The organism is Methanobrevibacter millerae, from assembly GCF_900103415.1.
GTDB classification, from domain to species: Archaea; Methanobacteriota; Methanobacteria; order Methanobacteriales; family Methanobacteriaceae; genus Methanocatella; species Methanocatella millerae.
The window spans coordinates 75,251-99,373 of sequence record NZ_FMXB01000001.1 but is presented as its reverse complement, the minus strand read 5'-3'; the positions used below and the strand labels follow the sequence as shown (position 1 = coordinate 99,373).

Below are 24,123 nucleotides of genomic sequence, written 5' to 3'. Positions count from 1 at the left end.
GATGGAACTTAAGGCAACAAATATTTCATTTAAATATCCCTCCGCTAAAAAATACCAGTTAAAAGACGTTAACCTTGAGTTGGACAACAAAAAAATCATAGGTTTGATTGGAGACAGTGGAAGCGGAAAATCAACGTTATGCAAAATCCTATCAGGATATGTTGACAAATATGAAGGCAGCGTAACGTTGGACGGTCAACCACTTCCCAAAAAAGGATTCAAACCTGTTCAGCTGATATATCAGCACCCTGAAAAGGTAATGAATCCGAAATGGAAAATGAAGCAGGTGCTTGAAGAATCATGGGAAGTTCCTGACGACATACTCTCCGAGTTCGGAATTCAAAAGAGCTGGCTTACAAGGTTCCCTCAGGAACTGTCCGGAGGAGAGCTTCAAAGGTTTTCCGTATTGAGATCACTGAATCCGAAAACCAAATTCATAATAGCTGACGAAATGACCACTATGCTGGATGCAATCACCCAGGTTCAGATTCTGGATTCCGTTTTAAAAATAGTTAAGGAAAGAAATATGGGATTCCTGCTTGTCAGCCACGATATGGATTTGATAAATACGATATGTGACGACAAAATCTATCTGAAAGATATTAATGGTGCCTAATCATCATTAATATTAATCAATTTTTTTATAGTTAAATCAGCCCACACCATAGTAATGTTGTTTGATACGACCTCACCCAAAACGATTCCCATCCAGGCTCCCCAAACACCGAAATCAAATACCACCGCCAAAAGAACCGCAAAGAATATCGTGAAGCCCGTTTCCCTCATGATTGTCTGAAACATTGCGGTTACTCCACGTCCGATTCCCTGGAAAACGTAAGTTGAAGCCACACCGACCGCCATCGTCGGATAATAGATTACAATCCACTGTAAAAAGCTTGTCAGTTCTCCAGCTATCCTTGCGCTGCTTCCAGTAGAAGTGAAAAGCGATGCAATGTCCCCTGCAAAGACATTGGTCAGTATAGCTACCAAAAAGGCGAAAACCATTGAAATCTTCATGGCATACCTGTGGGCAATTTTAATGTTTTCGTAGTTTTTTGCCCCATAATTGGCTGCAATGATGCTTATTAATGCCGTTCCAATAGCCAGCATCGGCGTTGTTCCTATGGTGACTATTCTCCAGCCTGTCGAATATACAGCCACAGAATCCGTTGAACTTACAAATGCAAGAAGCGCTGAAAAGACCGCTGCAAAGAATGCGTTGTTTAAAAGCTGCAGGCTTGCGGGAATTCCCACCTTTATGATATCAAAAGAAATATCCCTTTTAAAGGCGAAATTGGATAGAACAGGCTTTAGATAAGTGTCTTTTTTGATATAAAGCCAGTAAATTAATATCAGGATAACGAAAAGAGAAGATATTAACGTTGCGATTGCCGCCCCTTTTACTCCCATATTTAACGAATAAATGAAAATCGGGTCCAGAATCATGTTGAGGATTGCTGAAGCTGCCATTGCATACATTGGACGTTGGGTATCACCTTCTCCCCTGTAGATTCCATACAAAGCGTTTGACATGATAACCAATATGGAACCCGCAAGCATTATTACACCATAATCTGTTGCGTAATTAATGGTTTGGCCTGCGCCCATGGCATCCAATATTGTTTCAAGAAAAAGTAATAAAATTATTGTTATAATGACTGATAAAATGACATTAATGAATATCGAATGGATTGAAGCATTGTCTGCCTTTGGCTTGTTTTCCTCACCGACATATTTGGAAATTGCGAACGCTGAGCCCGCACCCAAGCCGTTTCCAAAGCCGACGAGAATCATGAAAATCGGAGTGAAAAAACCAACACCTGCAAGGGCATCTGCACCGAGGCCTGACACCCAGGCGGCGTCAATGAGATTGTAGAGACTTGAAATAAGCAATGAGATAATGAGAGGTATAGACATCTTAAGCAATGCCTGTTTAGGATTTCCAAGCATTATGTCTACACTGTTTAAACTGTCATTACCCAACATAAGTAACTATTAAAATTTTTTAAAATATAAAAGTATCCTATCAAAAAAAGAAATGAAATTAGAATAGTGGATCTTTCACCATTCCAATTCTAAATGAGTTGAGGATAACCAGCAGGGTCAATCCTAAATCTCCGAAACCGACAGACATCATTAACGTAATGATTCCAAGAACTGCCAGCACTACACAGAGCAGCTTGATGGCAATGGCCACCGTAATGTTCTGCTTAATGATTGTCATTGTCTTGCGGCTTAATGAGAAGAGATAAGGCAGTTTTGAAATATCGTCCTGCATCAATGCAACGTCAGCCGTTTCAATTGCCACGTCGGAACCTGCAGCACCCATTGCAATACCGATATTTGCCCTTGCAAGTGCAGGAGCATCGTTAATTCCATCTCCAATCATGGCCACTTCACCGAATTTGTTTCTGATTGTATCCAGAATATTTAATTTGTCTTCAGGCATTAAGTTGGAATAGACATAGCCGATTCCGATTTCATCCGCAACCGCCTTGGCTGCAAGCTTATTGTCACCTGTAAGCATAACTGTTTGTATGCCCTGACTGTTTAAATCGGCAATGACTTCTGAAGCGTTTTCCCTTATCGTATCGGAAACCGTGATAATGGCCAAAACCTTCTCTGAATTTCCAACAAATACCAGGGTCTTGCCTTCAGCAATCTCATTGATTTTATCCTTTGATACGTCAAAGCTTGATTCTTCAATCAGCGGCTCGTTTGCTGCATAGAATTCTTCGCCGTTAATGTCTGCAATAATACCTTTTCCAGGAACGTTTTTGAAGTTGCTGATTGTTTCTAAAGCTATTTCGTTTTCACCTGCATAATTTACAATTGCCTGAGCGATAGGGTGTGAAGATTCATGTTCAAGAGAAGCTGCTATCTTTACGATGTCCTCTTTGGAGTATGATTCGTCAAAGACTTCCACTTCGCTTAAATGAAGTTTACCTTCAGTCAATGTACCTGTCTTGTCAAAGATTACGGCCTTGATGTTTTTCATCTCTTCAACATATGTACTTCCCTTGATGATAACACCGTTTCTTGTAGCTGATGTAATGGCTGAAACCATTCCCACAGGCGTTGAAATCAGAAATGCGCAAGGACATGATATTACCAGAAGTGAAAGTGCCTTGTAAACCCAGTCGTATAAATCCAGACCGAATAACAGAGGTGGAAGGAAAGCTACGATTATCGCTGCAACCATCATTATCGGAGTGTAATATTTGGCGACCTTTTCAACCAGAGTTTCCGTTTCGGAACGGTTGAGCTGTGATCTTTTAACTAATGTTACGATTTTTGAAATTACAGAATCTTTTGCTTCCTTGGTTACTTCGACTTCCAGATATCCATCTTCATTGACAGTACCTGAAAATACCTCATCACCGACTTCCTTATGCACAGGCACGCTTTCACCTGTAATTGAAGCTTGATTTATTGAAGATGCACCGAAGACAACTTTTCCGTCCAGAGGAACCTTATCTCCAGGTTTTACTATAACAATATCGCCGATTTCGACGTTTTCAACGTTTTTGATTTCTTCACCGTCACCGACCTTTACCCTTGCGGTATCAGGGGCGATTTCAACCAGGGACTTGATTGACCTTTTTGAGCGGTATTCTGCATAGTCTTCCAGGAATTCCGCAATATAGTAAAGGAATGTAACAGCTGCACCCTCTTCAGGATGTCCTATGATAAATGAGGCAACACAAGCAATACACATTAACATTGCAGGTCCAACAGTGTGTCTTTTGACAAGTGACTTATAGGCCATTATTGCAATTTCATAACCTGCTATTACAGCACCTATCATGTAAACAATCGTGATAACCGTTTGGGAAAATGATAGGAATTCAAGGATATGTCCCAATGCGAACATAAGGCCGCTTGCAACGATGATTTGGATTGGCCTGTTGTAAATTAAAGGTTTTCCTTCTGCAAGCAATTCTCCGTCACCGTGGTCATGTCCATGGCCATCATCGTCATCTGCACAATCCGGACAGCCGCAAAGGCTGAATTCAACATCATCGTCATGGTCGTGGTCGTGACAGCCACAGCTGTCATCAGTACAGGTATCTTTCTCATCATGATGATGCTCATGTCCATGCTCATGATCGTGACCGTGATGATGCTCATGCTCATGATCGTGATGATGTTCGTGACCGTGATGATGCTCATGCTCATGATTGTGATGATGTTCGTGACCGTGGTCATGGTCATGATTGTGGTCATGTCCGTGCTCATGATCGTGGTCATGATGATGTTCGTGACCGTGGTCATGGTCATGGTCGTCGTCATCCGCACAATCAGGACAAGCGCAGAGGCTTATGTCAACATCCTCATCATAATCTATTTCTTCCCTGTGGTCATATACGCTTAAATCTGTACTTTCTTGATAATCTTTTAATAATTGCTTATTGTAATGTTTCTGATTTTCACAGTGAACATCGTCACAATCCGGATCAAAACAAATATAATTGTAATGTTCTGGATCATGACATTCTTCTTTTTCGCAATCAGGGTCATAACATTTATTCTTTTCCAATGACAACACCTTTAGAGTTTTATTCCAAGATGTGTTCCAAGCCAACTTTGTATATCATTTCAATATGAAGATCAGTTAGAGAGTATCTAGCCATTTTTCCTTCTTTTTGATATTTGACAATATTATGTGCTCTTAATATTCTTAATTGATTTGAAACAGTAGTTTGATTTAAATTTAATGCTTCACAAATGTCGCAAACACATAAATCTTCAATAGTCAGTAGAGAAAGTATTTTTAATCGTGTAGGATTGCCGAAGATTTTAAAGAACTCGGACAATTCAGAATATTGCTCTTCATCAATCATCCGTTTCTGTACACGTTCAATGACATCCTCATGAGAGTCAAATACTTCACAAACGCCATCAGAGATATCTTCATAATTTTTTCTGTCTGTCATTTTTATTCCCATTAAATTTATATCTACTTTATAGTTTATAATTTTAATATATATAAATATTTTCATATCACAATATTATGATATGTTTTATTGAAAAAAAATATTAATCAAAAAAATCGTCCAAAGCCTTATCCTCCATAATAGCTTGCTTGTACTGATTTTCTGATATCTTGGAAACTTCCAATTCGATTATATCACTGGCATCAAGCATCTCTTTAGTCCTGTCGGCCAATTCGAAAGTAAACGAATCATCGCTTGTATCCATCGTTATGCTGTCGACATAGAAGGTGTCTTTAACCTCCCTGCCTGTGGAATCCCAGAAATAGCGGATACTGCATTTAACCGGAACCACATCAAATGTATTGAAGGTAATGAACTTGCCGTCGGAAGTTTCAATAACGTCAATCGTTAAAAATTCCTCATCAAATTTATCTAAAATAGTTTGTGCTCTCATAGTAGTATTATATTGTGTTTAAGTTGTATTTAAATTTTTGGTGGGCTATTCCTTAACCACACCAATCAGCGTACCGTCAACAATACAGTCAAACGGAACCTTATCAACCCATCCGGCTTTTGTAAACATGTCCATGAAGCTGACGCCTATTATTTTGCCGTTTTCATTAATGATATCCTTAACCAAAGCGTTAATGTCTTCAGTATCCAGTTCATATTTCGGCATTGAAAGGCCTCCCAAAAGCACTACGGCATCGGATTCGTGAGGATTTGAGACTTCTGCATTAAGCACCATTCCGAAGGATTTTGATTCAAACTGATGGCAATCGTCAATATTCACCAGAGGAATGAAATGAGATTCCTTATCCCTTATCGCATAGGCCATCAATTCTGCAAATGGAGTGCATACTCCCGGAGATCCTATGAAAGTTACCTTTTTAGCGTCTCCGACCACTTCCTTAAAAGATACAAGCTGTCCGTTAATTCCTTTCCATTCTTTTACGTTTTCCATATATTATCACCTTAAGCTAAACCGTTTCCGCGTATTTCCTCTTTAATGTATTCGACGTTTTTAACGAGCAAAACGTCTTTAGAATTATTCATATTTCCCAGAGATCGGTTTTCCAGTATTGTACAGGAAAATATCTCATGAGCATAACCGTCACATACTGAAACTGACGGAATCTTGTTGGAATCCCACCAGTCCATTATTACGATTTCATCGTCTGAAAACCATACATATTTGCTTCCCAATGATTCCATCCATGAAAGGGTTTCATTATCATAGCCAGCATAGTAATCCTTGGTTCTGATATCATTAACTAATTTTGAAAGTTCGCATGATCCTTCAGAAGACACATTCAGTGTAGTTTCATTATCTGATGGATTTTCACCTGCGAATGTTAATGATAACCCCAAAAGAGCCACCAATACGATTAAAATCATGACTGTTGTCTTATCCATTTTTATAACCACATCTTTTTCGGGAAAAACCTGTTGGAATTTCTGACGTATTCCTCATATTCCCATCCGAAATCCTGCATTAAGCGTTGCTCTTCCTTTTTAACCTGAATGTTCATGATTATGATTTCAATCAAAAGAATTATGAATGCACCGACGGATAAAAGAGCTATTAGAACCCCAATATGATAGATGAAAACTCCCAGAAGCATAGGATTTCTGCAAATAGCATAAGGCCCGCCAGTCATTAACTGGGTGGTTCTCGGTGCGACTTCGTGATTGAAAGCGTCAAAAGGATTGCCGTTTCCTACATCATTCATGTAAATGATTGACCAAACGCTTAATTCAATGCCTACAATTGCAAAAATTATAAAAAGCAGAATGCGTATCAATCCAATCTGGTCATAACCCGGACTTCCCGATGCGAGATACATCACATAAGGAATTCCTATTATGAAAATAACAAATCCAAGCAAATATCCTATCAAATCACGATTCATCTTTATCACCAGTCAAATTATCATTTCGTAAATATGTCTTCATCACCGTTTTTTGAAGAGTTATCTGAAAAATCCGAAGATTCCACCTTTAGCGTTCCGCCGTCACAGATAGCTCCGCCACATGCTTCGGATACGTTTTTGGACAATTCAGATTCAGTTATGCTTACGTTTCCGTCAATGCTGAATATGGCTCCCCCATCGCTTTTAGCCCAGTTATTCAATAATTTTGAGGAAACAATATCCAAATCGCCCCTATTCTTGTGTATCGCGCCGCCACCAAAGATTCCCTTTGATTCATTGTCGGACAATACAGATTCAGCGATATTAATTTCTCCCCTGTTATCGTAAATCGCACCGCCCGAACCTCCCGCATAGTTATGTGAAAGCTCAGAATCCTCAATATTCAATTTAGCACCGGAATATATCGCTCCCCCGTCACCCTTAGCAGAGTTATTGCAAAACCTGGAGCTTTTAACATTTACAGTGCCATTGACATTGAATATCGCGCCGCCATGACACTCTGATGCGTTATCGGACAATACTGAATCATTAATGTTTAATTCTCCCCAGTTATTGTATATCGCTGCGCCAGCAAGATTTGACGTGTTATCGGACAATTCAGAATCAAATATGCTTAAAACGCCGTAAAAATTGTATATTGCAACAACAGCATTTTTCAACGCAATATTTTTGATTGTAACATCCTTGGCGGTGTTGTAGAATATCCTTGTTTTTGAGCATGCATCAATTGAATGACCGTTTCCGTCAATTACCAGACCATCAACATCCAGATTAATGCCTTCAGGATAATCGGACTCTTCATCTTCACCCAAAACGATATCTGAAGTTAACACTATTTCTTTAGCCCCTCCATGTATTAATTCATCCAAATATTTAAAATTCTTTTGCATATCAAACACTAAATCAATATATGAAAACACAAGTAAATAAATGTGGTCAATTGATTGCAAGGTTAAGTTCATAAATGGCAATATGGAAAATTATTTATACATAAAGGAATAAAAACATTACATACTTAATTGGAGGACTGATACAATTAACTCAAAACTATTAATAATATTTTCTATCATATTAATCCTATTTTCAGTTTCTGCCGTGTGTGCAGAAGACAATATGAATGAAACTGGAAATACAGACGAAATTCCAGAAATAAATGTTGAAATTCCTGAAAATGGAATATATAATGTCACATTTGAAACAAACGACCTGACTAAAATCTACAAAAACGGTTCACAATTCGAAGCCAAAGTTAAAGATAATTACGAAGGAATTTCTTTTTTTGATAAACCTACAAAATGCACATTTGAAGTTAATGGAGTTTTATATTACCGGGCGATTCAAAACAACACTTCAAAATTGAATATTAACCTAGAGCCGGGAACATATGTAATAACAACATATTACGGAATACTCAAAAATACGAATACGATAACTGTCTTGCCGACAATAACCGAAAACAACGACTTAACCAAATTTTACAAAAACGATTCCCAATACACTGTTAAAATTTTAGGTCCTGACGGCAAACCAGTAAGCAGCGGAAAAAACGTGACATTCAACATTAATGGAGTATTTTATACCCGCCAGACAAATGCTGACGGAATTGCAAAATTAAATATTAATTTAGCTCCCGGAGACTACATTATAACTGCCGAATACGAAGGATGTAAAGTTTCAAACAAAATAATCGTTAGGCCGACGCTCATGCTCTTTCCTCGAATAGCTATTGGCAGCGGAATAATAAGTGTTAGAGTACTTGATGGAAAAGGAGAAAGCTTTGAAAACGCACCAATAAAAATTAATATTAATGGAGAATTCTATGAATTTAAAACCGGAAAAGATGGCGTTTTTATAGCTGATGGCTCAGTTATTAAACTTCCACCAAGAGATTATTTGTATACAGTTTATTATAATGGAGATTCAGTTTCTGGAATATGGCATCTCCACGGAGCTGTAATAGACCACGATAGTGCAGATTGGGCTTTAGAAAAACTTTATTCTTAAATTCTAAACCCCCTTTTATTTTTTTATAAATTAATCTATTCAACGTCTTTAAGCGCTTCAACCATATTCAGATTCTTTATTTTGCCTGAAAACAATAAATTAACAGCAATGGATATTGTAAAAGTAATGACTGCACTCAATGCGATGTTTCCCCAGGTTAATGACGGAATGTAATAAATGGTTTCTCCTGCAGCGTTCATTATCAGCGTCATCAGATAGAATCCCAGAGGAATGCCCAGAAGGAATCCGATACCCGTAAAGAAGAGGTTTTGAGTAAGCAGAAGCTTTCTTAAATCCCTTGTTTTAAATCCTAACACTTTTAAGGTAGCAATTTCACGCTCGATTTCGGTAAATGACAATATTCCAAGATTATACAGTACTACAATTGCCAGAAGAACCGCAAAGATTATTATGATTGAAACAAGCATCATTATGGATCCGCTCATTTCATCCCAGTTTTCCATCATTTCGCCGATTGTCGAAACGCTTTTGATTGAATCATAGTCATCATCCACCTTTTCATCACTCAAGATGCTTGTTGGAGTGAAATTCAAATCCAAATCCTCCAGTTTATCTGCTGAAAGTATTATTCCCTGTGACATCGGCTCTCCATGAATATTAGTTATTTTGCATTCAACCCAGTCGTCTGAACCTACAATGTGCCACTTTATGGAGTCTCCCACATCAACTCCAAGAGTTTCTGCAACTTTTGCTGAAAGTGATATATCTGTCGAGGTTAAATTAATAGGATTTTGATACTTGTCTGTCTGAGATATCAAATCCGTTTCATTTAACGACAGAATCATCGCCGTCTTTTCATTTCCATGAGCCTTTATTTCAATAGCTTGCTCCATAATCGTACTGCCGTTTACCTCATCAGCAACCTCATCAATATCCGAAAAGGTTGCGTTGCTGTTTATGAAGAGTTTGGATTCGAAATGGCTGATATCATCATATTCCCATGACGCCAGATTATCCATTGAGTCGTCCATACCAAAAGCGCAAATTAAAAGTCCTACACAACCCATAACGCCAATTATTGCCATCAGTGCCCTGAAACGGTTCCTTTTGGCATCACGGTAATTCCAGCGAAGGTTGAATCCCAGTTTCTTCCAGAACCCTGACTTTTCAAGAACTCCGGAAGATGAAACATTCGGCGCCTTAGGCCTCATGGTATTTGCAGGATTTTCCTTTGAAATGTTTCTTGCAGCCCAGTACGATACCAGAAGCGAAGATATGACCATTGCTGCGGCCACAATGATGAAAGTGTTGTCAAATCCAGGATGCCACTCCGGAAGGGAATACCTTGAGCTCATTGTCGGATAGAATAAATTAGGAATGACCATAGGTCCCGTGACCAGTCCCAGAATAGCTCCGGCCAGAACGAGCCAGAATCCATAGGACATGAAATGCAGGATAATTGTTCGGTTCTTATAGCCCACAGCCTTTAAAACACCGATTTGAGTTCTCTGGTGCGATACTATACGAGTCATTGTCGTTAAAAGAGTCAAAAAGGTAACTGCAATAAACAGTAACGGGAAAACGTCACCAATCATCTTGTGCTGTGCCATTTCCTCGTTGAACTGTGATACGCTGACATGGTCTGCCTGCTTTGTAAATGATAAATAGTCAACGGAATCGTCCAGGGAATCCTTGAAATCTTCAGGACTCTGATTGAACTTGACCAGCAGGGCGTTATACTGGATATCCATTGGAAATGCCTCGTGTGAGAGATATGCAAATCCCATATCCTTGAAATCGGGAATTATTGTTGTTGGAGATGCCTCATAAACGTATTCTGGAGAATATCCGATTCCCTTTATTTCCTTTTCAATTTCAAGCCCATTTAATTTAAATGTTATGTTGTCTCCAACCGTTAAGTTCTGGGCATTCGCAAAGCGCTTGTCGAGCCAGACTCCTGAATCGTCGGATAAATTCAATTCCTCGCCTTCCACGAGGTAAAACTTCGAAATGGTATTGTTTTCAAGAAAATGCAGGGTGATGTCGGGGTCGTTTTCAAACTCACCTACCGATTGTATGACCAGCTGCCTTTCACTGCCGGTAGAAAAGTTATCTATTTCATCAACGGCATCATCGGTGATTGTGGTATTGTAAATCCAGCCATCGGCAAGATTGGTTTCGCTGTAAAAATCAGAAGAAGTCTGTTCCAGTCCATAATACTCGCTGCAAACACCGCAATAAGCGAAAATACCAATTAATGCCATCATGAATATGGCTATGAATTGAGTCTTGTTGTTTCTCATATCCCTCAGCATTTTGCGAGTAAGTGACATGAATATAATTTTAGAAAAAATAAGATTTAAATTTTAGTAAAAAAAGGATTGGCTAAAAGATAATTATTCATTACCCTTTAGCGATTCGACCATGTCAAGATTTTTGATTTTGCGTGAAAACATCAGGTTCACAAGTATTGACAATGAGAATGTTATTATTGCCGTTAATACGAGATTCATAATTGTTATGGAAGGCAATACGTAAAATGAATCGCCTGAGGATTCCCACATTATCTTTAGGATATAATATCCTACAGGAACTCCCAATACGAATCCTATAGCCGTGAACCATAAGTTTTGGGTTAACAATAGCTTTCTTAGAGCGCCCGTTTTAAAACCCAATACCTTTAATGTAGCTATTTCACGCTCGATTTCTGTAAATGACAGCAATCCAAGGTTATAAAGAACCACAATAGCCAATAAAGAGGCAAAGAATATTAATATGTATATCAAAAGCCACATTGACTCTGTCAGCTCATCCCAGCTTGCGGTCATGTCCTTCATTGAACTTGTTGACTTTATGGCTGAATAGTTCTCGTTAACGTGCTCTTGGGTTACGATGCTTGTAGGCGTGTAGTTCAAGTCCAGATCCTCCAGCTTGTCTGAAGACATTATGAATCCCTGGGAAATCGGATCTGCGTGAATCTTGTCAATCGTCGTGTTGATCCATTTGTCTGAACCCATTATATGCCATTTGACGGTATCGCCAACACCAACGCCAAGCAAATCGGCCATTTTCTGTGAAATTGACACCTCATCATCTGAAATATTGACCTTATTCCAGTCATAGTCTGTCGGCGTGACCAGGTCAGTGCCATTCAGGACCAGAAGCGAACCTGACTTTTTGGAGGTGTCCGATTCAAGCTCAATTGCGCTTTCCATCAGCTTATCACCATTGACCTCCTCTGCAACCTCATCGATTTCAGAAAGTGTTGCTTCCTCATCAATGACCAACTTTGAATCATAATGATTGATTTGATTATATTCCCATTCCTTTAAATCCGTCATGCCGTCATACATACCGAATGCTGATACCAGAAGGGCAGTACAGCCTATAACGCCGACTATTGTCATTAATGCGCGGAACTTGTTTCTTTTGGCATCACGATAATTCCAGCGTGCATTGAATGACACTTTCTTCCAGAAGCCGAACTTTTCAATGAACCCCGTTGTTGAAACCTTCGGTGCCTTAGGCCTTATCGTATCTGCAGGATTTTCCTTTGATATGCTTCTAACAGCGAAATAAGAGACGACTAGCGACATCAATATCATCAATACGGTAACGTAGATGAAATTCATGCTCCAGGCAGGTTCCCATGAAGGCAATACATATGTTGAGCTCATTGACGGATAAAAGAGCTGAGGCAATGTCAGAGGTCCAAGAATCAGTCCTAAAATGGAACCTACTAAAACAAGCCAGAATCCGTAGGATACGTAGTGGAATATTATTGACCTGTCAGTAAATCCGCTTGCCTTTAAAATACCTATTTGAGTCCTTTGATGAGCAATAATCCTTGTCATTGTCGTTAAAAGAATCAGCATCGCAATCAGTATGAATACGACAGGGAAAATATCGGACATCATCTTATGCTGATTCATTTCCTCTGAAAACTGACTTACGCTTGAGTGTTCTGACTGCTCAATGAATGAATTGTAATCCCCATCCAGCTTATCTGAGAGCAGATCGCTGTAATCATGAGGATTTCCATTGAATTTGACCTGCATAACGTTATATGGAACATTATCCATTGGAAATGCCTCATAGGACAGGTATGCAAAACCAATTTTTCCGAAATCAGGTATTATTGATGCATCGGAAGCATGATAGACATATTCCGGCGAATAGCCGATACCCCTGATTTCCTTTTCCATTGTGATTCCGTTGAACTCGAAGGTAATGTTGTCTCCAACCGTTAAATTCTTGGCATCGGCAAAGTTCTTATCAAGCCATACACCGTCCTCATCGCTTATATTTAATTCTTCCCCTTCGATTAAATAAAACTTAGATAACGTATTGTTTTCAACGAAATGCAGCGTTATTTCTGGGTCGTTTGAAAAGTTTCCAACCGAATCCAATACCAGCTGTCTTTCCGAAGCGGTTGTTGGAGTCAGATTATTTACCTTATCAACAAAGTTATCGTCAAGGTTTTCACTGTAAATCCATCCGTCAGCAAGGTTAGTGTCCTCATAGAAATTATTGACGCTAACTTCAAGGCCAACGGATTCACCGCCGACACCTGCAAACACAAATACTCCTAAAAAAGCCATTAAAAAAATTGACAGAAATTGGGTTTTGTGCTTTCTGATGTCCCTTAACATCTTTTTTGAAAGCATTCAATCACCAGTCCAGATCTGAAACTTTCTTGGGATTTTCATTAATGGCAATGCTTTCAATCTGGCCGTTCTTGATTCTTATGACCTTATCTGCAGCTTCGGCCAGTATTGCATTGTGGGTTACGATTACGACTGTCGTATCCTTGCTGTTGCTCATGTCCTGAAGCAGGTTTAAAATGAGAACGCCGGTTTTTGAGTCCAGTGCACCTGTCGGCTCGTCACACAAAAGCATTGCAGGCTGTTTTGCAACTGCCCTTGCAATGGATACCCTCTGCTGCTCACCGCCTGACAGCTGTGCCGGAAACTGGTTGGAATGATCCTTTAATCCCACCGAATCGAGTACCGCTTCGCCGTCGATGTTAACGTCTACGATATCTTTCATCAGTTCCACATTTTCCAAAGCCGTCAGATTAGGAATCAGATTATAAAATTGAAATATGAATCCGACATTCCTGGCGCGATAGCGAGTTAATTCATTGTCGTTGAAGCTTTCAACATGCTCGCCGTTGACTATAATCTGGCCGGATGTCGTTGAATCCAGTCCTCCTAAAAGATTTAAAAGGGTTGATTTACCCGCTCCTGAAGGGCCTAAAATTACTACAAATTCTCCTTCCTCTATTGTGAAGTTAACGTTGTCCATAGCTCTCAGGACATGATCACCGGCCCTGTATTCCTTGATCACGTCCTTAAATTCGATAATTGTACTCATTTTTATTCTCCCGTAGTTACTTCATATATAAAATTTCATCATAATACTATTTAAAATTTAGGAATACCTAAATTAATTATTTTAAGAAAAATTTCCTTAATTTCTCTTCATTAATTTGATAGTTATCAATTATTTTGCCGTTCTCGAAGTGCAGAACGTGAGAACAGGCTTCCATTATCAGTTCAAAGTCATGGGTAATGATAAATGAAGTGATGCCAAGACTTTGAAGATAAATCAGGTTCTCGCTGACCTTCATCATGTTGTTCAAGTCAAGCCCGCTTGTAGGCTCGTCGAAAATCAGTATCTCATTTTTGGATGCGATGGCTGAAGCTATTGCGACCCTTTGCTTTTCTCCGCCGGACAATGCCATTGGGTGAGTGTCCTTTAAATGAATTAAGTTTAAATTTTTTAAAATGGATTCGGCTTCTTTTTCGTCTTCTTCATTCATGCTCAAGAGCACTTCGTCCATGACGCTTTCCGAAAAGAGCTGGTGGTTAACGTCCTGCATTACCATGTAGCTCTTTTTCAATCTGTCCTTTCTTTTCAAAGTTTTGTTTTCGAAAACGATTTCTCCCTTGCATGATCTTTTAAGGCCGCAGAGGCAATTTGCGAACGTTGATTTGCCTGCACCATTCTTTCCTATAATGGCTATTATCTCGTTTTTAGGGATTTTAACGTTATCAATATCTAGAATCGGAGTTTTTCCATAGTTGAATTTGAAATTTCTCAATTCCATAAATTCATTATTGGCTGAGTAGTATTCCCTTCTTTTTGCAGCCAGATTATTCAAATCCAGCTGCCTCAAGCCCAAATTCCTGTGATTTACCTTTTTAAACTCTGAAATGGACCATACATTTTCGATTTTACCATTATTCAAATATACTACCTTATCGACAACGTTTTCCAAAAAGAAGAGTTTATGCTCACCTATTATTACTGTCTTTTTCTGTGATTTCCATTTTCTGATTATATCTTCCAGATTCCAGCTGGACTGTGAATCCAGATTTGAGGACGGTTCGTCCAGAACGAATATTTCTGGATTGACCGCAGATACTGAAGCGCATGCAATTTTCTGCTTTTCACCGCCTGAAAGCTTGAAAATGCTTTTGTCAAGAAGATGATTCAAATCAAAATCGTCAACAACCCTTTGAAGCCTCTTTTCTATTTCATCTTCAGACATTGACAGGTTTTCACAGCCGAAAACGATTTCGCTTGTCGTATCCACATTAAAGAATTGAGTTTTAGGATTTTGAAAAACGGAACCCATATGCTCGGATATTTCATAAATCGGCATTTCACCAATTAACTTTTTATTCAGATAGACGTTTCCATCCCTTTTTCCTTCAAAGAAATTGGGAATGAGTCCGTTTAAAAACCTCGTTAACGTTGTCTTTCCGCAGCCGGACTGTCCGCACAGCAAAATGACTTCGCCAGGATTTATATCCAGATTAATGCCTTCCAGGCTCATCCTGTCTGCATTTTTATATGAAAATGAAATGTTGTCAATGTCAATCAATTAAAACACCTTACCAAATAAAAAATAAACGTAAATCAATAATCCCGTTAAAGAAAGGAGAATGAACACGTAATCAAAGGCCTTGAAGTTGACCTGAGCGAGATGTGTCCTCCTTTTAGGATTGCTGAGTCCCCTGGTCAGTGAAGCGATGGACAATTCATCACTTGTCTTGACCGCACTGATTAATATTGGAATCATGTAAAACTCAATCAGCTTTAACGGAGATTTCAGTGATTTCAGATTAAGGCCAAAACCCCTCATTTTCATTGCGTTGGTTATTGACCTTATTTCCTCATAGACTGATGGAATATATCTGAAAACAACTGAAATAGGTATTATAATGTCTTTTGGAACCTTGCTTTTCTCCATTGACGCAATGAATTCGCTGACCTTGGTTGTCAATACAGTATACGTTCCCATCAGAAGAATAGGAAGCATCCTGCATGCCGTATAACTGAAAGTTATCAGGATTATAGCCAAAATGCCTGTAGCGGTTGGGAGAATGTAAACCTGAATATATCTGGCCAGCAGATAGAGGACAATGTAGATTACTGCTATCTTTCGGTAATCCGAAAAGAATAAACAAAAAAATGGAATTAAAACCAGGATTCCGCTGACATATAACGGTACGTCATTGAATACCATAAAACTTATTATAATGAGGACTATAATTTTCGTTCTCGGATCCAGATTCAGTTTTAATTCCAAGGAAATCACCTTATGCTATACCTGCTCTTTCAAAATGCTTTTTCAATACGAGCTTGCCTATATATGCACTTATTATTCCGCAGATGAACGTTAATATAAACAGTACGATTAACGTATTGTACTCCAGAAACGGCAATATTGTATTGACGTAATCGTTTCCCATTGATGTGCGCATTGCCTCTACGAAATAATCCCTTAAAATGAAAAACGGCAGCATATTACCCATTATTCCCAAAATGAAAAATCCATGGCTTATTATGGAGTTTTTCATTGATGAATAATTTCCCATTTTAAGGATGATATCGGCAATTAATGCAAAGAGCGTGAACGTGACTATCGGAACCCAGGTATGGCCTGAGAGAAACATTACAATACCCAGAATCAGACCGAGCAGAGTCACCATTCCGAATTTGGAAACTCTCGTTAAAAATAGCATGTACGGAATTCCACAAATCAGTGCCGCAATAATCGGCAGCGCCAGCATCAGAATCGGGACATAGCCCAGCATTCCGAAGGCAAAAATCATAACTATAAGTATTACTGCGAAGATACCGACAGTAATCAAGTCTTTTACATTCAATCTTTCACTCATGTATATTTTCTCCTAGTTTTTTTGATTTAATAAAAAATGGGAATTTTAAATTTCCCACGCTCCACTTAAATTTTGCAAATCGACCATTTTCTTGAAAAGGCCGTCTTGAGCAATTAACTCATCAGGTGAACCTTGCTCAACGATTCTACCATCATCTAAGACTACGATTTTATCCGCATTAGCTATTGTACGCATCCTGTGCGCAATAATGATTACGGTCTTGTTTTTAATCAGTGCAGAGAGAGCTTTCTGGATTTTGGATTCGTTTTCAACGTCCAAGAAGGATGTTGCCTCATCCAGAAGAATAACATTTGCATCCTTTAGAAGTGCTCTTGCAATTGAAATCCTCTGCCTTTGACCGCCAGATAACAGCTCACCATTTTCCCCGATGACAGTATCGTATCCTTCAGGAAGTTTTTGAACGAATTCATCGCATTCGGCAAGCCTTGCGGCTTCCATAACCTCTTCATCTGTTGCATCCTTTTTGCCGACACGGATGTTTTCCATGATTGACTCATTGAATAAAATGACGTTCTGGAAAACGATTGAAAAGTTTTCCAAAAGCTTTTCTGAATCCAAATCAGATAAGTCTTGGCCTCCAAGAATTACCTTACCGGAAACTGGATCCCAGAATCTTGCCGCAAGCTTTGAAACGGTACTTTTTCCTCCGCCGGAAGGTCCAACAAGCGCTGTAACCTCCCCCTGTTTGGCTGTGAAATTAATGTTGGATAAAACATCTTTTAAATCGTCATAATTGAAGTTGACATCCTTGAACTCAATGTCATAGTTGTCAAGGGAATATTCCTTGAGTCCTCCTTCAATGACAAGCTCTTCGATTTCCTTTGTCCTTTCGATTTTAATGTCCATCATCAGAATCTCAGCCAAAAATGTCAGTCCGTTTTCAACCGGAGCGTAAACGGTTGCTGAAGCTATTAGGAATATCAAAAGAGTGTAAATTGATACCTGGCCGTTCATAATCAGGTATGAGCCGAGAAGTATTACTGAAACTATTCCTAGATTCAGGACAACCCTTCCGGTAATTACTCCTGCAGAGGCCATCAGTTCTGATTTGATTCTTGACCTTTCGATTTTACTTGTAATGCCAGTCAGTTTGGACAAATATTCATTCTGATAATTGTATGATTTTAAATCCCTTATGGATTCTATACATTCCTGCATTGAGTCTCCACATTCAAGCAAATCGGCCGTTACGATTTCACTACCCTTATAAATCATTTTTTTTGAAACGTAAAGTATTATGAATGCTACAGGAACCACCCATAGAAGGGCGATTGCAAGTCTCCAGTCAAATGCGAACATTCCTATAGCCACCAAAATCAGTGACAGGATTGAACCTAAAAGCTGAGGAATCGCATGTGAGAATACGTGCTCCAAATCTGTGCAGTCATTCATTATTGTTGCAGTCAAATCGGCAAGGTCTCTTCTTTCGAAAAATGAAAGGGGTAGTTTCCTTAAGTTTTCACCGAGGTTTATCCTTCTGTTTTCGCTTTCAACGTAAGTCGTGTTGAAGACAAAATGGTACTGTTTCCATGAGAATGCGAATATTATTCCCAATATGATTAGAATGGCTACAATGAACATTCCCAAGTTGGAATCGATTATTTCACCGCCCATAAGGGGGCTGATCCACATGTATATGAGCAGCGCGTACAAACCTACAGGAAGCATGAAGGAAATGTTTTGAAGTGCCGTGTAAAGGATTCCCTTAATGAGATTGTCGGCACCGTCCTTTGTAAGTCCGAATCTTTCCATAAAATACTCTGAAATCATTATATCACCTCGCTTTTAACTTTCCATTGAATGGATTGATTGAATTCGTCCCACATCCTTGAATAGAGTCCTTCATTTTCAACAAGTGAATCGTGATTTCCCTCTTCTACGATTCTTCCCTTTTCAATCACGTAAATCTTATCGACGTTTTTGACTGTAGAGAGCCTGTGGGCAATCATTATAACTGTTTTATCTTTTGTAATTTCAGAAATTGCCTTTTGAATCATGTATTCATTTTCAGGATCTGCCAGTGCAGTGGCCTCATCCAGGATAATTATCGGAGCGTCCTTAAGTATTGCTCTTGCAAGGGCGATTCTTTGCTGCTGACCTCCTGAAAGATAGGTTCCTTCCGTTCCGATAACAGTGTCGATGCCCTGCGGCAATTCGTCGATGATGTCATCACACTGTGCTAAGCTGAGCGCTTCTCTAACTTCTTCCCTTGAGGCTCCTTTTCGTCCGATTGCAACATTATTGTAAATTGAATCCTTGAATAATGTCGTATTCTGGAATACAAAAGATATGTTTTCCATCAATTCTTCGGTTGAGATATCCCTTACATCAACATCACCTATTTTAATTGAACCTTCACCCACATCCCAGAATCTTGGAATCAGTGAAGCTATTGTGGTTTTTCCTCCGCCTGAAGGTCCGACCAGTGCAACGGAATCGTTTTCATTAATCTTTAAGTTAACGTCATTCAATATGTGTTCATCTGAGTCCGTGTCTTCATAGTCAAAGAACACTCCTTCAAACTCGATTGAATGGTTTTTAGGCTTTTGAGGATTTGCAGCTTCAACCAGAGGCTTTTCGTTTAAAATAGCTTCAATACCATCAAGAGCATAGCTTGCAAGCATCCAGTCCTGTGAAACTGTCATGATTTTGTTCATCATAACGGCACACAGCGGAGTGAAAATCACGTAAAACATGAAGTTGGCGAAAAACTTAACGTCAACTACTGCACCGGCAAGCAGTATTCCCGCAGGTATTAAAAGGGCGAAGAAACCGTTGATTGATACGACAAATGATGTCATAGGAAGCTGTGTTGATAAGGAATACTCTGAAGAGAATTTTCCATAGTTTTTAATTGCCTTAATGAAATTCTTGAATGAATAGACACTTTGCTGAAAAGCCTTTGTAACCGGGATTCCCCTTACGTACTCAACGGCTTCCCCGTTCATTTTCTCAAGGTATTCCTGATACTGAACCATGATGTTTTGTGATTCCTTGGAAAACATCGGATACATGAAAATAAAGCACAGTATGATTGGAATGAGACATACAAGCCCAAGTATCAAATCAAAGCTGAAAAGCAATATCAAAAATACTATCGGAGTGACGATTGCTCCGACCAAATCAAAGAGGTTGTGGGCCAAAAAGCCTTCGGTCTTTGCCGTACTGAAATCTATCACTTTTCTCAATCCTCCGCTGGTGTGTGTTGAAAAATAGCCTAAAGGCAATGTCAACAGATGATTCATTGCGGCATCCTTCATGTTCTTTTCATTTTTAAATGCGGATAGATGAGTGCCCATCAAACCGAAAAAGTTCAGGGCAATACCCAGTACCGCATAGAAAAATGCGCTGAATGCATAGCTTTCCAGATTCTGCGCCTTGGCAAAATCCGGAGCTACCTGGAGAAGTGCATTTACCACTTCCCATATGTAAATGAATGGAATTAACAGACATATTGCACTTAATGCAGACAATATGCAGCCCAATATTGTTAAATATTTATAATTTCCAGAATAACTTAATAATCGTATGAATTTATTTTTATTTTTAGTTTCTGACATTTGAAAACTCCTTAATTTTATTTTAAGAAATTGATAAAGTAATTTAGGTTTACCTAAAAATTTTAAATGGTCTAAAAAGACAACCACCAATAATCCTTAAAAATATCATTAAAACACGATTTTAAATTAGAATTAAAAATAAAATAGTAAATAAACCTAATTCAATTAAAATATTAATTAAAATTAGTATATAAATATAATTGAACTAAAAAGTCAAAAACTATACCAAAAAGACAAAATCTATTTCCTGTACTCTGACGGGGTGCAGCCGACATATTCCTTGAAGGCCTGGGCGAACTTTGAAGGTGATGAGTAGCCAACCATCCTTGAAATTTCCGAAATGCTGTATTCGTCATCATTGATTAATCTGCAGGCATATTCAAGCTTGTATTCCTTTCGCCACTTGAAAATCGGCTTGCCGTAGACTTCCTTAAAGCAGTTCTTTAAAGCAGTTTTGCTTATGCCGTACTTATCTGCCAGCTCGTCGATGGTTATTGCCTTTTCTAAATCTCTCGTTAAGTCATTGTAGACGTTTTCAACAATCTTTGCCTGATTTATCGAAAGGGATTTGTGGGAACTTTCGCTGAAATGAGTAATGCTGAAAAAGAGTAACAGTTCAAGGGTTTTAAGCTTGAAATATGATTCCTGAATCCTTTCATCAACGCCGTAGAGCTCACCGATAACATGATCGATTTTCTCATTTGCCCTCACCAGCAAATAACCGGCATTATTTTCAAGGTCTTCGTAATAATCGGCCAGATTGAAGTCCGGCAGGAATTCAGTGATATAGTCGTTTGAAACGTCAACGTCTATGAAGAACTCAAGGCCCCTGTAGTATCCTGCGGGAAAGTCCGAAACGGATTTTGTCAAATCGTAAATGCTTATGCACAAATCTCCCTTTCCAAAATAGATTAATTTATCGTCCTTTACCTGATAGGCGTATCTTCCGTCAATGCAGTGGTTGATTTCAAGAAGCCTGCTTTTGATGGGAGCGTCCTCGATGAACAGGTCACTTGACTTGTTGAGTCGGATGTCAATGAAAGCCAGGATAATGCCCGGAAAGATGCTGTGCATTTCAATCTTTCCCCCTTCATGAAAGTCAAGAAATATTATCCCGTCCTTTTGGGTAAAATCCGCATCCTTAAAGGTTTCGTTCATCATTTCATAGAAATTTTCATTCATCGATTACTATATTGTAAAAACATCAATATAAAATGATAACTATAAAACATTTCAGAAACATAGTATTATTATAATAAAATATTATGGGGTACAAATGTCATTCAATAAAGATGAAATGCTGATAATGCCTGCGGTAGATATCAAAAACGGAAAGTGCGTGCAGCTCGTTCAGGGCAAACCTGGAAGTGAAATGGTTGAAATTGAAAATCCAGAAAACGTTGCCCTTCATTGGGAAAACGAAGGGGCCAAAAACATCCACGTTATTGACCTTGACGGCACCATTGACGGCAAGACGAGCCTTGGAGTAATCAAAAAGATAGTTAATGAAGTCTCCGTTCCAATCCAGCTGGGCGGAGGAATAAGAAGCATTGAATACGCACAGGAATTGTTGGATTTGGATATCGAAAGGCTGATTATCGGAACCATGGGAATTCAAAACCCCCAAAGCATTACTCAGCTGGCCGACGAATACGGCTCAGAGAGAATTATGATATCCCTTGACAGCAAAGACAATAAGGTTGTAATCAAGGGATGGCAGGAAAAGGTAGACAAGACCCCATCAGAACTGTCAAATGAATTCAAAGAGCACGGAGCGGGAAGCATACTCTTTACCAATGTCGACGTTGAAGGACTAATGGGAGGATTCTATACCGATCCGGTAATCGAGCTTAAAAATTCAGTTGACTTGCCTATCGTCTATTCCGGAGGAATTACGACGATAGATGACATCAAAAAGCTTAATGAAACCGGTGTGGAAGGAGTAGTAATCGGTTCTGCACTTTATAAGAATAAAATTGATTTAAAGGAAGCATTGAAATACCAGAAAAGGTAGTGAAATAATGAAGAAAGTAATGGCAAGTGGAACATTTGACTTATTGCATCCGGGACATGGAATTTACCTGCAGGAAGCAAAAAACCTTGGAGGATACAAATCCAAGCTATATGTAGTAGTTGCAAGGGATTCCACAGTTGAAAAAAGAAAAAGAGTCCCGATTGTTGGTGAAAACCAGCGTTTGGAATTGATTAAAATGCTGAAGCCAGTTGATGAAGCTTATCTGGGCAATGAAAACGGGGACATTTTCAAAATCGTTGAAGAGATTGACCCTGACATTATAGCTATCGGACCTGACCAGACACATAACGTTGAAAAACTGCAAAATGAAATAGACAAAAGAGGTCTCAAGGCACGTGTCCAAAGGGTAAGTGTTTATCATCAGGATGAACTGGACAGCAGCTGCAAGATTATCAAAAAGATTAAAACGACTGACTTTGAAGGAAAAATACTAGACAATTGTGATTAAGAGGGAAAATATGTATAAAGTAGCAATAATTGGAGCAAGCGGATATACGGGCGGAGAACTTTTAAGGATGCTTTTAAACCATCCTGAAGTCGAAGTGACAGACATCACATCCAGACAGTACGACGGCACTCCTGCGCACAAAATTCATCCCCACATCAGGGATTCCGGCCTGGTTTTCAAAAACAAGGCTCCGGACGAATTGGATGCGGACGTTGTCTTTACTGCAACTCCTCACGGAGCATCAATGAAGATTGTGCCGAAGATTCTCGATACTGGCGCTAAAGTGGTTGACTTAAGCGGAGACTACAGGTATAGGGATACTGCAGTTTATGAGAAATGGTATGGAATGGAACACACTGACAAGGAAAACAAAGGAGCATTCGGGCTTCCTGAGCTTTACAGAGATGAAATCAAAAAAGCTGATTTAGTTGCAAATCCTGGATGTTTTCCAACAGGAGCAATCCTGTCATCCTACCCACTGGTAAAAAACGATTTTGTTGACAGAATCATTATTGATTCAAAAACCGGAGTAAGCGGTGCTGGAGTTAATCCGAGCTCAACCACACATTACCCGAACATTGCAGATAACGTTAATCCATATAAAATTAGTTCCCACAGACACATGTCCGAAATCCAACAGGAACTCCATGGCTTTGACGACGTTAAAGTATCATTTACGCCACACTTGGTTCCGGTCATCAGAGGAATCCAGACTACAAGCCACAGCTTCCTGATTAAGGACATTACAGTTGATGAATTAAGGCAAGCTTATGAAAAAGAATATAAAGGCGAATATTTCATCAAATTAATGGATGAAGGAGAAATTCCTCATCTAAGCTCAGTTAGAGGATCCAACTTTGTTCATATCGGAGGATTTGAAATTGACGAAACCGGAAGGGCCGTAATGCTTTCAGCAATCGACAACCTTGTTAAGGGGGCATCCGGTCAGGCTATCCAGAACATGAACATATTACTTGGAATTGATGAAACCGCAGGCTTAACGCACTTCGGACTTCATCCTTAACATTTTA

Annotated in this window: 22 protein-coding genes; 5 read left to right on the top strand and 17 right to left on the bottom strand. The window is 39.1% G+C overall.

The features are described from left to right. The first annotated feature begins 1 nt into the window (after position 1). On the top strand, positions 2-616 hold the full coding sequence (locus F3G70_RS00455) for an ABC transporter ATP-binding protein (RefSeq protein WP_149730749.1): 615 nt from the start codon (positions 2-4) through the stop codon (positions 614-616). Here F3G70_RS00455 and F3G70_RS00450 read toward each other — a convergent pair. From F3G70_RS00450 to F3G70_RS00415, 8 genes are all read right to left on the bottom strand, one after another. Then, positions 613-1,986, bottom strand: a complete 1,374-nt coding sequence (locus F3G70_RS00450) for an MATE family efflux transporter (protein WP_149730748.1) — start codon at positions 1,984-1,986, stop codon at positions 613-615. The genes F3G70_RS00455 and F3G70_RS00450 overlap by 4 nt on opposite strands. Before the next feature lie 58 nt (positions 1,987-2,044). Beyond that, positions 2,045-4,549, bottom strand: a complete 2,505-nt coding sequence (locus F3G70_RS00445; protein WP_262492201.1) for a heavy metal translocating P-type ATPase — start codon at positions 4,547-4,549, stop codon at positions 2,045-2,047. Between the two features lie 10 nt (positions 4,550-4,559). After that, complete coding sequence (locus F3G70_RS00440) at positions 4,560-4,937, bottom strand: ArsR/SmtB family transcription factor (RefSeq protein ID WP_149730746.1); 378 nt, start codon at positions 4,935-4,937, stop codon at positions 4,560-4,562. A gap of 103 nt (positions 4,938-5,040) precedes the next feature. Next, complete coding sequence (locus F3G70_RS00435) at positions 5,041-5,391, bottom strand: hypothetical protein (protein WP_149730745.1); 351 nt, start codon at positions 5,389-5,391, stop codon at positions 5,041-5,043. A 45-nt stretch (positions 5,392-5,436) separates the two neighbouring features. Next, positions 5,437-5,901, bottom strand: a complete 465-nt coding sequence (locus tag F3G70_RS00430; RefSeq protein ID WP_149730744.1) for a DUF2124 domain-containing protein — start codon at positions 5,899-5,901, stop codon at positions 5,437-5,439. 11 nt (positions 5,902-5,912) lie between these two features. Beyond that, positions 5,913-6,353 (bottom strand): hypothetical protein, encoded by a 441-nt coding sequence (locus F3G70_RS00425; RefSeq protein WP_149730743.1) that lies wholly within the window; start codon positions 6,351-6,353, stop codon positions 5,913-5,915. A 2-nt stretch (positions 6,354-6,355) separates the two neighbouring features. After that, positions 6,356-6,850 (bottom strand): methyltransferase family protein, encoded by a 495-nt coding sequence (locus F3G70_RS00420; protein WP_149730742.1) that lies wholly within the window; start codon positions 6,848-6,850, stop codon positions 6,356-6,358. Between the two features lie 20 nt (positions 6,851-6,870). Continuing rightward, positions 6,871-7,740: a pectate lyase-like adhesive domain-containing protein gene (locus tag F3G70_RS00415; protein WP_223165964.1), complete on the bottom strand. Its 870-nt coding sequence runs from the start codon at positions 7,738-7,740 to the stop codon at positions 6,871-6,873. A 244-nt stretch (positions 7,741-7,984) separates the two neighbouring features. Between F3G70_RS00415 and F3G70_RS00410 the strand changes: the two genes are divergently transcribed. Further along, the gene (locus tag F3G70_RS00410) at positions 7,985-8,875 is read left to right on the top strand and encodes an Ig-like domain repeat protein (RefSeq protein WP_149730740.1); all 891 of its coding nucleotides are present in this window, start codon (positions 7,985-7,987) and stop codon (positions 8,873-8,875) included. 35 nt (positions 8,876-8,910) lie between these two features. Here F3G70_RS00410 and F3G70_RS00405 read toward each other — a convergent pair whose 3' ends face one another. The 9 genes from F3G70_RS00405 to F3G70_RS00365 all read right to left on the bottom strand — a co-directional run bounded on the left by F3G70_RS00405 (position 8,911) and on the right by F3G70_RS00365 (position 21,791). Next, complete coding sequence (locus F3G70_RS00405) at positions 8,911-11,169, bottom strand: ABC transporter permease (protein ID WP_149730739.1); 2,259 nt, start codon at positions 11,167-11,169, stop codon at positions 8,911-8,913. 63 nt (positions 11,170-11,232) lie between these two features. After that, complete coding sequence (locus tag F3G70_RS00400) at positions 11,233-13,503, bottom strand: ABC transporter permease (protein WP_149730738.1); 2,271 nt, start codon at positions 13,501-13,503, stop codon at positions 11,233-11,235. Between the two features lie 4 nt (positions 13,504-13,507). After that, entirely contained in the window at positions 13,508-14,212 is a 705-nt protein-coding gene (locus F3G70_RS00395; protein ID WP_149730737.1) for an ABC transporter ATP-binding protein, read from the bottom strand. Positions 14,213-14,288: 76 nt separating this feature from the next. Continuing rightward, on the bottom strand, positions 14,289-15,728 hold the full coding sequence (locus F3G70_RS00390; RefSeq protein WP_149730736.1) for an ABC transporter ATP-binding protein: 1,440 nt from the start codon (positions 15,726-15,728) through the stop codon (positions 14,289-14,291). Further along, complete coding sequence (locus F3G70_RS00385) at positions 15,729-16,436, bottom strand: energy-coupling factor transporter transmembrane component T (RefSeq protein WP_394349319.1); 708 nt, start codon at positions 16,434-16,436, stop codon at positions 15,729-15,731. 10 nt (positions 16,437-16,446) lie between these two features. Continuing rightward, positions 16,447-17,028 (bottom strand): MptD family putative ECF transporter S component, encoded by a 582-nt coding sequence (locus F3G70_RS00380; protein WP_149730735.1) that lies wholly within the window; start codon positions 17,026-17,028, stop codon positions 16,447-16,449. Between the two features lie 45 nt (positions 17,029-17,073). After that, the gene (locus tag F3G70_RS00375; RefSeq protein WP_149730734.1) at positions 17,074-18,819 is read right to left on the bottom strand and encodes an ABC transporter ATP-binding protein; all 1,746 of its coding nucleotides are present in this window, start codon (positions 18,817-18,819) and stop codon (positions 17,074-17,076) included. Continuing rightward, a complete protein-coding gene (locus F3G70_RS00370; RefSeq protein ID WP_149730733.1) occupies positions 18,819-20,609 on the bottom strand; it encodes an ABC transporter ATP-binding protein in 1,791 nt (596 codons plus the stop codon). The genes F3G70_RS00375 and F3G70_RS00370 overlap by 1 nt, the downstream gene beginning before the upstream one ends. Before the next feature lie 240 nt (positions 20,610-20,849). Then, on the bottom strand, positions 20,850-21,791 hold the full coding sequence (locus F3G70_RS00365; protein ID WP_149730732.1) for a helix-turn-helix domain-containing protein: 942 nt from the start codon (positions 21,789-21,791) through the stop codon (positions 20,850-20,852). A gap of 94 nt (positions 21,792-21,885) precedes the next feature. On the opposite strand from F3G70_RS00365, the gene hisA reads away from it, so the two are divergent. Genes hisA through argC form a run of 3 tightly spaced genes read left to right on the top strand, consistent with a single transcriptional unit; the run spans position 21,886 to position 24,116 of the window. Continuing rightward, complete coding sequence (gene hisA / locus F3G70_RS00360; protein WP_149730731.1) at positions 21,886-22,623, top strand: 1-(5-phosphoribosyl)-5-[(5-phosphoribosylamino)methylideneamino]imidazole-4-carboxamide isomerase; 738 nt, start codon at positions 21,886-21,888, stop codon at positions 22,621-22,623. Between the two features lie 7 nt (positions 22,624-22,630). Further along, positions 22,631-23,092 carry an adenylyltransferase/cytidyltransferase family protein gene (locus F3G70_RS00355; protein ID WP_149730730.1) on the top strand — a complete coding sequence of 154 codons (462 nt, stop codon included), beginning with the start codon at positions 22,631-22,633 and terminating at the stop codon, positions 23,090-23,092. Positions 23,093-23,102: 10 nt separating this feature from the next. Next, a complete protein-coding gene (argC, locus tag F3G70_RS00350; RefSeq protein WP_149730729.1) occupies positions 23,103-24,116 on the top strand; it encodes an N-acetyl-gamma-glutamyl-phosphate reductase in 1,014 nt (337 codons plus the stop codon). Positions 24,117-24,123: the final 7 nt, after the last annotated feature.

Bases quoted from the DNA above. Each gene is read 5' to 3' on its own strand.
- F3G70_RS00455 (WP_149730749.1), top strand. From the start codon at position 2: ATGGAACTTAAGGCAACAAATATTTCATTTAAATATCCCTCCGCTAAA.
- F3G70_RS00450 (WP_149730748.1), bottom strand. From the start codon at position 1,986: ATGTTGGGTAATGACAGTTTAAACAGTGTAGACATAATGCTTGGAAAT.
- F3G70_RS00440 (WP_149730746.1), bottom strand. From the start codon at position 4,937: ATGACAGACAGAAAAAATTATGAAGATATCTCTGATGGCGTTTGTGAA.
- F3G70_RS00435 (WP_149730745.1), bottom strand. From the start codon at position 5,391: ATGAGAGCACAAACTATTTTAGATAAATTTGATGAGGAATTTTTAACG.
- F3G70_RS00430 (WP_149730744.1), bottom strand. From the start codon at position 5,901: ATGGAAAACGTAAAAGAATGGAAAGGAATTAACGGACAGCTTGTATCT.
- F3G70_RS00425 (WP_149730743.1), bottom strand. From the start codon at position 6,353: ATGGATAAGACAACAGTCATGATTTTAATCGTATTGGTGGCTCTTTTG.
- F3G70_RS00420 (WP_149730742.1), bottom strand. From the start codon at position 6,850: ATGAATCGTGATTTGATAGGATATTTGCTTGGATTTGTTATTTTCATA.
- F3G70_RS00410 (WP_149730740.1), top strand. From the start codon at position 7,985: ATGAATGAAACTGGAAATACAGACGAAATTCCAGAAATAAATGTTGAA.
- F3G70_RS00405 (WP_149730739.1), bottom strand. From the start codon at position 11,169: ATGTCACTTACTCGCAAAATGCTGAGGGATATGAGAAACAACAAGACT.
- F3G70_RS00400 (WP_149730738.1), bottom strand. From the start codon at position 13,503: ATGCTTTCAAAAAAGATGTTAAGGGACATCAGAAAGCACAAAACCCAA.
- F3G70_RS00395 (WP_149730737.1), bottom strand. From the start codon at position 14,212: ATGAGTACAATTATCGAATTTAAGGACGTGATCAAGGAATACAGGGCC.
- F3G70_RS00380 (WP_149730735.1), bottom strand. From the start codon at position 17,028: ATGAGTGAAAGATTGAATGTAAAAGACTTGATTACTGTCGGTATCTTC.
- F3G70_RS00375 (WP_149730734.1), bottom strand. From the start codon at position 18,819: ATGATTTCAGAGTATTTTATGGAAAGATTCGGACTTACAAAGGACGGT.
- F3G70_RS00370 (WP_149730733.1), bottom strand. From the start codon at position 20,609: ATGTCAGAAACTAAAAATAAAAATAAATTCATACGATTATTAAGTTAT.
- F3G70_RS00365 (WP_149730732.1), bottom strand. From the start codon at position 21,791: ATGAATGAAAATTTCTATGAAATGATGAACGAAACCTTTAAGGATGCG.
- hisA (WP_149730731.1), top strand. From the start codon at position 21,886: ATGTCATTCAATAAAGATGAAATGCTGATAATGCCTGCGGTAGATATC.
- F3G70_RS00355 (WP_149730730.1), top strand. From the start codon at position 22,631: ATGAAGAAAGTAATGGCAAGTGGAACATTTGACTTATTGCATCCGGGA.
- argC (WP_149730729.1), top strand. From the start codon at position 23,103: ATGTATAAAGTAGCAATAATTGGAGCAAGCGGATATACGGGCGGAGAA.